Source organism: Aquitalea sp. FG25 (assembly GCF_057809375.1).
The window spans coordinates 41,397-52,530 of record NZ_JBMDJV010000031.1; the positions used below are offsets into that span (position 1 = coordinate 41,397).

Annotated in this window: 4 protein-coding genes; all 4 read left to right on the top strand. The window is 56.7% G+C overall.

Annotation, left to right across the window (positions count from 1 at the left end):
- Nucleotides 1-108: 108 nt before the first annotated feature.
- Nucleotides 109-918: an AraC family transcriptional regulator gene (locus tag ACODR9_RS21375; RefSeq protein WP_488812154.1), complete on the top strand. Its 810-nt coding sequence runs from the start codon at nucleotides 109-111 to the stop codon at nucleotides 916-918.
- Nucleotides 919-1,304: 386 nt separating this feature from the next.
- Nucleotides 1,305-2,114, top strand: coding sequence for an SDR family NAD(P)-dependent oxidoreductase (locus ACODR9_RS21380; RefSeq protein ID WP_488812156.1), 810 nt, complete (start codon nucleotides 1,305-1,307; stop codon nucleotides 2,112-2,114).
- On the top strand, nucleotides 2,111-2,890 hold the full coding sequence (locus ACODR9_RS21385; protein WP_488812157.1) for an SDR family NAD(P)-dependent oxidoreductase: 780 nt from the start codon (nucleotides 2,111-2,113) through the stop codon (nucleotides 2,888-2,890). The genes ACODR9_RS21380 and ACODR9_RS21385 overlap by 4 nt, the downstream gene beginning before the upstream one ends.
- A 1,181-nt stretch (nucleotides 2,891-4,071) precedes the next feature.
- Nucleotides 4,072-11,134 (top strand): ESPR-type extended signal peptide-containing protein (locus tag ACODR9_RS21390; protein WP_488812158.1); only part of this gene is annotated, 7,063 nt, incomplete at its 3' end.

Genomic DNA, 11,134 nt, shown 5'->3' on the forward strand with positions numbered 1-11,134 from the left:
ATGTTTTTCTGATTCAGGAAGTCTTGATGGGACTATAGGCTTGACTATACCTGTCCATCTACATAGCTTTGGACAGATGTTTTATCAAAATGGACATTCGGATTTAACATGGGATTTGTCTCTACATCAGCAGGCCCCCGCTTACTGGACCTTAGCAATCACGAATCTTCGGCCTTCCCGGTTACCGGCGTAGTCGGCCGATACCCTGCTGGCCACATCGTGCCAGAGCATGCACACCACCGAGGACACCTGCTGTATGCCGCCGAAGGGGTGCTGCTGGTTGAGGCTGCAACAGGACACTGGCTGGTGCCCCCGACAGCTGCCGTCTGGTTGAGACCTGGCATATCCCATCGCCTGGTCATTACGGTTCCAGTGGAAGTGCACGGAATCTTCATTGATGAAAGTGCAGCAAAGCATTTGCCATCGGAAGACTGCGTCCTTCATGTTTCCGGTTTGCTAAGGGAGCTGATTGGTGCGTTGACGTTACTCGACCCCAAGTCCATCCATTCAAGACGCGAACAACTGCTGGCTGATTTGTTCATGGAAGAACTGGGCTTGCAGCGTCCATTGCCATTTCACCTGCCTTGGCCTTCTGACGCTCAGATTCAGTACGTATGTGATCAGTTGGTCCAGGATCCATCTCATCCGGCACTGGCCGATGACTGGGCTGCGAAGTTGGCCATGAGTACAAAGACCTTCCATCGCCGCTTTCAGAAAAGTACAGGGCTGACATTTGGACGATGGCGACAACAGATGCGCCTGATGTCTTCCATGGCCCAACTTCTCGAAGGTGCACCCATTACCCAAGTCGCGTTAAGCAGCGGGTATGAAAGCCATAGTGCTTATGCCGTGGCCTTCAAAAAACACTTCGGCCTGTCTCCATCTGCGTTTTTCACTAGCGTTCGTCGACCGGGTTAGCGCTAGCCGGAGCCTGCCCGTGCATGCCTGTGTCGAGCCAGAGCAGGAGCTGCCCTCCTTGCTTGGGGGATGGGTTGAATCGCCCCTCCATTTCTGGATACCGCGAGCGCCTCACACTCAACGCGGCATTTCAGTAGAGCTATGCCCGGTCGCGGCTAAACATCATCATCCAGCACCGGCAGGCTAGGGCAAGCACCCGATTGCAATGTGGTGTTTTTCAGTCTTGGGCTGCCGTGCATAAAGACATCAAGAGCATGTTGCTAACGTCAGACACTGAGGGCAAGACATAAAGCCATTGCTATATTTGATCAAATAAATGCGCATAACAAAGATATTTGTGATAAATATTCATTGTTACGTTATTTTTTGATCATAAGGATGGCTTCATGACAAAGGCAGTGACGCATCCGGCAACAGCGCACCCGCTGTTTAGCTTGCAAGGAAAGACGGCGCTGATCAGCGGTGCAGGCAGCGCAGAAGGTATCGGCTTTGCCACCGCCAGACTGCTGGGCGAGCTGGGCTGTCGTGTTGCCTTGTGTGCCACAGGCCCACGCATCCACGATCGCGCAGCCGCTTTGCGACAACAAGGCATAGCGGCCCAGGGTTATATCGCCGACCTGACCGTTGCTGAGGAAGTTGATCGTTTGCTAGCGCGGGTGGCGCAGGACTTTCCTTGCATCGATATTCTGGTGAATAACGCGGGGATGGCGCAGGAAGGGCAGGCCGAAGCATTCACCACGTTTGACCGGCTGGAAGATAGCGACTGGACGAGAACCCTCCAGCGCAATCTCGACACTTGTTATTTGCTGACGCGGCGCGTGTTGCCCGGCATGCTGGCAAGCGGCCATGGCCGCATTATCAACGTGGCATCGGTCACCGGCCCTCTGGTGGCAAACCCAGGTGAGGTGGCATACAGCGCGGCAAAAGCCGGCATGGTGGGCATGAGCCGGGCACTTGCGCTGGAAGTTGGCCACAAGGGCATTACCGTTAACTGCGTTGCGCCGGGCTGGGTGGCCACGGCATCGCAGACCGAGGTGGAGAAGCAAGCCGCAATGCATACCCCCATGGGGCGTGCCGGTACCCCGGAAGAGATGGCGGCGGCCATCGTATTCCTCGCCATGCCCGCCGCCAGCTACATCCATGGAGAGATGCTGGTGGTGGATGGTGCCAACTGTCTGCAGGAGCGCAAGGGATGACACCATTCAAGCCAGATTTGTTTGCCGGACGTGTCTACCTGGTAACCGGCGCCGCCGGCGGGGTGGGTGGGTGCGTGGCGGAAAAACTGTTGTCCTTGGGCGCGCAGGTTGTCATGACCGATGTGCAGCGCGATCGGCTGCAACAGCGCGCCGACGCACTGGGCGCTGCGGCCTTTGCTGCCGATTTGCGCCAGGCTGAAAACACGCAAGCCCTGATTGATTTCAGCCTGCAGCAATATGGCCGGCTAGACGGCTTGGCTAACTGCGCAGGCGTATGGGTGGAAGGGCCAAGCGAATTGGCCCGCGAAGACGATTGGCATCATTGCGTGGATATCAATCTCAAAGCGGTGTTCTTTCTGTGCAGCCGTGCCATTCCGGCACTGCGCGAGACGCAGGGTGCCATCGTCAATGTCAGTTCCGATGCGGGCGTGATCGGCAATGCCGGTGCCGCCATTTACTGCGCCAGCAAAGGAGGGGTCACCGTCATGAGTAAGGCGCTGGCCAGGGAATTGGCACCCAGTGGCATCCGTGTCAACGCATTATGCCCGTCCGATATTTTCTCTCCCATGCTGGAGTTTCAGGTGGTGCGTTACGGCGAGGGCGATCCGGAAGGCTATTATCGCCGACTGATGGCGCACTATCCTCAACAAGACAAAGCCCGTTTCCTGACCCCCTCCGAGGTGGCCGACCATGTGCTTTGGCTGCTGTCTCCCGCCTGTGCCGGGGTGACCGGGGCCAATGTCATGCTGGATTTCGGTTTGACCGCAGGATATTGAGTCACAGACTCTTTCTGGACACGCAGCCCTCTGGCGAAAGGCCAAAATAAGCAGATGGGCTTATATGTTGTGAATACATCAACTGCCAGTGCGCAATCAGTTCTACACAAACGCGATTGTCTAGCTGTGTGGGATTGATGAAACATGCCAGAAAAACAGGGGGTTTTGTGATTAAATTTGGTCTTCCCCCTTCGCCAGATATCTACAAAAAGCCCTGATTATTCGGGGCTTTTTGTTGTCCCTTATGTTTTTCCTGCATAACAATCTGCCTCAAGTTTTTCGATTTTGCCTGACGATAACTTTGCCGCAGTTTTAGCATTGCTTTGCACTTTTACTGTCACCGCAGCGCAGGATCACTGGCGATATCACTGGCGATCTCGCGTTTCCTTGCCGCGACCTTTTCCTGTGATGGAGGAGGGAGGTCCCATCCTGTTTTTCGATACCTTACCGCCGCCTAAAAATGAAATCACCCTGCGTGATGGCAGGGAGCTGTGACGGCAGTTGACCGCTGCTGCTTCGGCCAAGGCCAAGGCCGTCAGTCACCGCCAGGCTCTCGACATCCGCTTCTGTATTGATTTCGGGCGTATACGCATCTGGAGCAGCAGAGACGATTCAGTAGCTGGCGGGCAGGGGATACTGGATGGTTTTGAGAATCACTATTCACTTGGGATTTATCTTGACGGATACAACACCATGATATAAAAAACATTGTCATCTAAAGTCGTATCAATAGCACGCTCACCTCGGATAAGTTAGATCGAAATAGAGTAAAAGTGACGCAATTTGCGCGGAAATTACCAACTGAGACTGCTTTTTGAGGGTGGCCGCTGTGGTTTAATTCGGCCTGTATTTTTATATATTTGACATTAAATGCTTATTTTTGTGCATCTATTTTGATTTAGATGCATTTTTGCCTATGGGTGAGTTGCAGTTATATGCAAGGTGAAGCGTTTTGACTGCGCACGCGGTGCCATCTGGTCCGCATCACCAAATGTATCTACCTCTACTTTGCCGGTTATGCTTCTGATCCTTGCATCGTGCACGCAGAAGCAATGTATGCCATGCCTGCATGGCGGTGGCTTGCTTGTATGTTTTGTTTTATGACGAAAAGTTATTGATGGCGGCAATGGTCCCCTTGACTTAAGTAAATTCGGTTATCACATCTATGAAGGAGTCTCAGGGTGAACAGCGCCTATCGCACAGTATGGAATGACAGTCGCGGGTGTTATGTCGTAGTGGCTGAAACAACGCGCAGCCAGCGCAAAGGCGGCTCATCCTGTCGCAGCCTGGTGACGCTGTCTCTGGTATTGGCTTCCGCATTGTCCGAGGCGGCTCCTGTCGGGGGGAATGTTTCAGCCGGCAGTGCGTCGATTGCCGCATCCGGCAGCACAACCACGATCAACCAGAATACCGCCCGTGCAATCATCGACTGGTCGTCATTTTCGATTGCAGGCAACGAAACCGTCCGATTCAACAACGGCGCTGGGGCAACCCTTAACCGCGTTGCGGTTGGCGCTCCGACATCCGTCATCGATGGCCTGCTGGCGAGCTCTGGCAGCGTGTACCTGATTAACTCCGCTGGCGTCATCATTGGGCGCAATGGTGAAGTCCGGGTAGGGGGCTCTTTCGTTGCTTCGACTCAGGATCTGTCCAATAACAACTTCATGGCTGGCGGTGCGCTGAGTTTCAGTGGCAATTCCGAAGCCTCGGTGACTAACCTTGGCAAAATCGGTGCCTCCGGCGGCGATGTCATCCTGATTGCGGCTCAGGTTGCCAATCAAGGTGAGATTCAGGCTGCTAATGGCCGGGTTGGGTTGCTGGGGGGCTATCAGGTGCTGGTGAAAGACCAGGCCGATCAGGATGGACGCTTTGTCATCGGACTGGGCGGCACGTCGACCTCGGTGACTAATGCAGGCCTGCTCCAGGCGACCGCAGCGGAACTTCGTACCGAGAATGGTAATGTCTATGCGCTCGCAGGTAATACCCAAGGCTTGATTCGTGCCACTGAAGTCAGTGGGCAGGGTGGTCAGATCTGGCTGTCAGCGCCTGGTGGCACGGTGCAGGTGGGCAGCGGTGCAACGCTGGATGCCTCTGCGGGTAGCGCGGGTAGTGCCGGCGGCTCGATAAGCGTACAGGCAGCTGCGGATCATAACGGAAGCAATGGCGTGGTTCTGCTGGACGGCACGATCACCGCGTCGTCGAGTAGCGGTGCAGCGGGGAATATCGCGGTCTCTGGGCGGCAGATTGTTGAGTCTGGTGCCATTCATGCGGACGGCGACAGTGGTGGCAATGTCACGGTGCAGGGCGTTGGCTTGTTACAGTCCGGCACGATCAGTGCGGACGGCCTTGCCGGGCCGGGCGGGGTAGTGGCTTTGTCTACCCAGGGTAATCTGATTCAGACTGCGTCGGCAAAAACCTCAGCCAATAGCACCAACGGAGTAGCCGGTACGGTGCAGCTGACAAGCGCGGGATCGCTGTTTAGCTCCGGGAAAGTCACTGCCAATGGGCAGCGAGGCGGAACGATTTCTGCACTCGGCCAGCGGGTAGCGCTTGCCGCCGCTGATTTTGAAGCGAATGGTGTGCAGGGCGGGGGCCAAATCAATATCGGCGGTGGGCTGCATGGTAGTGGTTCGCAAACGGCGGATACCACCGTCGTCAATGCCTCGACTACGCTTGCCGCCAATGCCACCGGTGTTGGTGATGGTGGCCAGGTTGTGGTCTGGTCAAATACGAAAACCACCTTCTTGGGTACCGTCAACGCACGGGCTGGCCAGCAAGGTGGAAATGGTGGCCTGATTGAAGCGTCGAGCGGTGACCAGCTTGTCTATGGTGGTGTGGCGAACGCCAGTGCTCCCGCAGGGGCTGCAGGCAGACTGTTGCTGGATCCGAAGAACATTACCATTAGTGCCACTGCCGGGGATGTTGCCAGTGCCAATCTGATCGACCCGAATGCCGGTTCCGGCTCCGGTTTCGGTACTGCTGCGGTGCAACTGAGCAATGGCAGCTACGTGGTGACCAAACCGGGCGATACGGTAGCAGGCAATAGCAGTGCCGGGTCGGTGTATTTTTATAACGGCACGACCGGCGGGCTGATGTCTGCATTGCAGGGCTCGCATGCGAATGACCAAGTGGGTAGCGGTGGCTTGTTGTTCCTGAATTATCAGAATTGGTACAACACCTATTACATCGGTACCCCGCTGGTCAACGATACCACCAAGTCATTCTTGATCCTCAGTCCGAGCTGGAACAGCACTGCGGGGGCCATCTCTTGGGTGAACGCCAACGGTAGTCTTTCCGGCACGGTGTCGTCCAGCAACAGCTTGCTGGGTAGTACGGCGAATGATTATATCGGTAACAACGTCAACTTGCTGCCCAACAACAATTACGTGTCCATCGCGCCGCAGTGGAATACCGGCATGGGGGCGGTCACGTTTGGTAGTGCTGCTAGTGGCGTCTCGGGCGTCGTCTCATCGTCTAATAGCCTGGTTGGTACCCATGGCACCATTGTCGCAAATAACAATTTGGGTGGCGATCAGGTTGGTTCCAATGGCATCACCATTCTGAGCAATGGCAATTTTGTGGTGGATAGCCCGTATTGGAACCAGAACGCGGGTGCGGTAACGCTGATTGATAAAAGTTCGGGGCTGACGGGTGCGGTCAGCGCTTCCAATAGCCTGGTTGGTAATGCGGGTACCTGGTATTCCGCCACATGTAGCATTTCCTGCTCTAACGGTACCAATAGCGGTACCAGCTATGGGTACTACAACGGTGACAGTGTTGGTAACAGTGTGGTTGCGCTGTCCAACGGCTACTATGCCGTGGTTTCGTCTGCCTGGGGGCATGGGCGCGGTGCGGTGACCATCGGTAACGGTACCAGCGGCGTGACCGGTACCGTCAGTGCTGCCAATAGCCTGGTGGGGACAACCCAAGGCATTGGCGACAGCGGCGGCAACACCTACTACACCTCCAACTATGGTTATCGCGCTTACTATGGCGGCGATGCCGTTGGCTCTGGTGGGGTAACTGATCTGGGTAACGGCAATGTCGTGGCGTCCAGTACCAACTGGAGCAGCAACATAGGTGCGGTTACTTTCATGTCGCTGACCTCACCCTTGACGGGCGCGGTATCGTCCAGTAATTCGCTGGTGGGTAGCACGGCAGGCGCGGCAACCGGTTATGACTCCACCTATCACCAGAATTCCATCAGCGGTGGCGACCAGGTTGGTAGTGTCACCAAACTCAGTAATAGTAATTATGTGGTGACTGCCACGGCCTGGAATGGCCATCAAGGTGCAGTCACCTTCGGCTCTGGCACGAGTGGCATTACCGGTACGGTATCGTCATCCAACAGCCTGGTGGGCAGCAGCAGCGGCGACAACGTTGGCTCTGGCGGCATTGTCAGCCTGAGCGATAACGACTATGTCGTACTCAGCCCGGTGTGGAACAGTTATCGCGGTGCGGTTACCCGTGGCAGCGGCAGCGCAGGCGTAACCGGCAGCGTCAGCTCAAGCAACAGTATTGTTGGTACTACGGGGATACTGGGGGGCAGCAATCCATACAATCTTGGCGGCGATCAAGTTGGCAGTGGTGGCATCGTCAATCTGAGCAATGGTGATTGGGTTGTGCTCAGCCCCAACTGGGCGCAGCAGAAAGGTGCCGTTACGCTGATGACGGCAGCGCAGGCCACATCCGGCAATGTGACATCGGGCAATAGTCTGGTCGGCTCCACTGCTTCTACACAATTCAACGGTTCGGTCAGCGGTAACGTGGTTAGTCTGTTTGGCGGCGATCAGGTTGGTTCTGGCGGTATTCTGACCTTATCCAATAATGGCGGTAGCAATTACCTGGTTTTGAGTCCGTTATGGGGCGGCAATAAGGGGGCGATCTCCTTTATCAATCCCTCATCGGCAACGGTAGGTGATGTGTCGTCTTCCAATAGTTTGGTCGGTCAATATTCAGGCACCGTCAATACCTACAACTACAGTGGAAACGTTTACAAGCAGTATGAGAACGGCGACGCGATTGGCACCGGCGGTTCCGCCAATTATTTCTATAAGAGCGACCAAAATCTGTGGATGACCAATGTCGTCGTACAGGCCAATAACGACTATGTCGTGTTCAGCCCGCTGTGGAACAACAATCGTGGTGCTGTTTCCTACGGCAATGGTAGCAGTGGTGCTACCGGCGTAGTCGGTAGCAGCAACAGCCTGGTTGGTTCAACGGCAGGTACCTTATCAAGCTATGCCCAAGGCAATGGTACCTTCTCGATTTCGACCACAGGTGGCGACCAAGTTGGCTATGGTGGCATGCAGTATGTCAGCGGCAATAATTACCTGGTATTCAGCTCCCAATGGAACAGCCAGGCTGGTGCGGTGACTTATGTCAGCTACGGTGGCGCGGTAACTGGAGCGGTATCGTCCAGTAACAGTCTGATTGGTAGCACCGCTGGCGATCAGGTTGGCAGTGGCGGTGTTGCGCTGTTGTCCGGCGGTGATTATGTCATTTCCAGCCCGAGCTGGAACGGCGGCCGTGGCGCGGCAACCTGGAGCAATTCCACCGGTGGCATCACCGGAACCGTCAACACGGGCAACAGCCTGGCCGGCGCAACCGCTAACAGTAGCCAGACCGTATCTGCGCTTAATAGCGCCAAGGAGTTCCTGGTGGCGCGGCCGAGTGATGGCAGCGGAACGGTGACGCTGGCGTTTACTGATCCCACCCTTTTCACTTATGGGTTCATGTCCGGGCTTGACGTTACCATTGCGCCTAGCCTGATTTTGCAAACCCTTAACAGCGGCACTTCTGTCACGCTGCAGGCCAATAACGACATCACCGTCAACAGCGCGATTGCGGCCAATTCGGGCTCGACAGCGGGCCTGACTCTGGATGCAGGCCGCAGTATTGCGGTTAATGCCGCCATCGACACCGGCAATGGTGATTTGACGCTGACTGCGAACGACACCGCTTCTCATAACGTGGTCAATGCTGATCGCGATAGTGGAGCGGCATCCATCTCGGTTGCCTCCGGTGCCAACCTGTCGGCTGGTAGCGGCATGGTGAACATCACGCTTGATAATGGGGCCGGTAACACCAACAACGCGGCTGGCAATATCACGCTGGCCAGCAGTATCGGTGCTGGCAGTATCTCGGTGAAAAACCTCGGAACCCAGAACGGATCGATTACCTTGTCTAGCGGTGCCGCACTCACCGCTAGCGCAAACAACGGCACGATTACGCTGCAAACCGGCGGTAACTTCATCAATAACGCCGGGGCAAGTGCGCTGTCTGTTCCCAATGGTAGCTGGTTGGTGTACTCGGCAGGCCCGAGTGGGGATACCTTCGGCAATCTGAATAGTAATAACACGGCGGTGTGGAATACCGCAGCCGGTGCCTCGGTAAGCGCCAGCGGCAACCGCTACGTTTTTGCCTATCAGCCGCACTTGACGGTTACCAGTACCAACGGCAGCAAGACCTATGGCGTTGATGCCTCTTCCGCTATCCAGTCCGACTACACCATCAGCGGCCTACAGCCGGCGGTAAGTGGCGCTTATCTTGCCGATACCGCAGCCATGGTGTACAGCGGTGCGCCGAGCATGTCCTCAAGTGGCACGGCTGTTGGTGCCACCGTGGCAGGTGGCCCCTATACGATTAGCGGGGCCGCAGGAACGCTAAGCGTTGGCAACGGTTATGGTGCAACCACGTTTACCAATAGCGGCCAATTAACGGTCAACCCTGCCACCCTAATCATCACCGCCAGCGATCAAACCGCCACCTATGGAACACCATATACGCTGTCAACCGCGCTCAACACCGGCTATACGCAAACCGGTCTTGTCAACAGTGATGCCATTACCGGTTTGACTGAAACGATACCGGGCGGTTTGACGGCGACCACTGCCTCGACTGCAGTCGGTAACTACACCATCACCCCGGCGGCGGCAACCGGAACCGGGCTGGGTAATTACACCATCCAGTACCACACGGGCACGCTGAACCTGCAGCCGGCAATCCTCTACACCTCGCTGAGCTATTCCGTTGCAGATGCCTTCTCGACCTATGGCACGCTGGCAACCCTGGGCAACTCCACCCTGACGGGTATCCTTAACAACGATCAGGTGTTCGGTACCGTGGGCGCCTTTACCCAAGGCGGATCCAGCGTGACCTTGGCTGCCAATACAGCGGTCGGTAGCTATGTAGAAAAAGTCACCGGCCTTACCGGCTCGGGCGCTTCCAACTATGTGCTGGCAAGCAGCGGCAACACCAACGGTACGCTGACGATTCAACCACGAGCAGTCACCCTGTCCGGCAGCCAAACCTATAACGGGTCAACCATTGCGCAGGGCGGCAACCTGGCGGTTGGCAACCTGGTGGGTGGTGACAGCGTCACGGTCGGTGGTACTGCCACCCTGGCCAGCGCCCATGTGGGCAACCGTGCGCTGTCTGGCTTCAATAGCCTGACACTCGACAACGCCAACTACACCCTGACCGGTGCCAGCGGCGGCATGACCATCAATCCGCTGGCGGTCACCCTGAGCGGCAGCCAAACCTATAACGGCACGGCGACGGCGCAAGGCAGCCACCTGGCGGTAAGCAATCTGATCGGTGGTGACAGCGTCACCGTGGGCGGCACCGCCACGCTGGACAGCATCCATGCAGGCAGCCGTACCCTGTCGGGTTTCAACAGCCTGTCGCTGAGCAATAGCGACTACACCCTGACCGGTGCCAGCGGCGGCATGACCATCAACCCGCTGGCGGTCACCCTGAGCGGCAGCCAAACCTATAACGGCACGGCGACGGCGCAAGGCAGCCACCTGGCGGTAAGCAATCTGATCGGTGGTGACAGCGTCACCGTGGGCGGCACCGCCACGCTGGACAGCATCCATGCAGGCAGCCGTACCCTGTCGGGTTTCAACAGCCTGTCGCTGAGCAATAGCGACTACACCCTGACCGGTGCCAGCGGCGGCATGACCATCAACCCGCTGGCGGTCACCCTGAGCGGCAGCCAAACCTATAACGGCACGGCGACGGCGCAGGGCAGCAATCTGGCGGTAAGCAATCTGATCGGCGGCGACAGCGTCACCGTGGGCGGCACCGCCACGCTGGACAGCATCCATGCAGGCAGCCGTACCCTGTCGGGTTTCAACAGCCTGTCGCTGAGCAATAGCGACTACACCCTGACCGGTGCCAGCGGCGGCATGACCATCAACCCGCTGGCCGTCACCCTGAGCGGCAGCCAAACCTATAACG

What these genes read in the sequence shown, in the direction of transcription:
- ACODR9_RS21375 (WP_488812154.1), top strand. Translation starts at nt 109, where the DNA reads ATGGGATTTGTCTCTACATCAGCAGGCCCCCGCTTACTGGACCTTAGC.
- ACODR9_RS21380 (WP_488812156.1), top strand. Translation starts at nt 1,305, where the DNA reads ATGACAAAGGCAGTGACGCATCCGGCAACAGCGCACCCGCTGTTTAGC.
- ACODR9_RS21385 (WP_488812157.1), top strand. Translation starts at nt 2,111, where the DNA reads ATGACACCATTCAAGCCAGATTTGTTTGCCGGACGTGTCTACCTGGTA.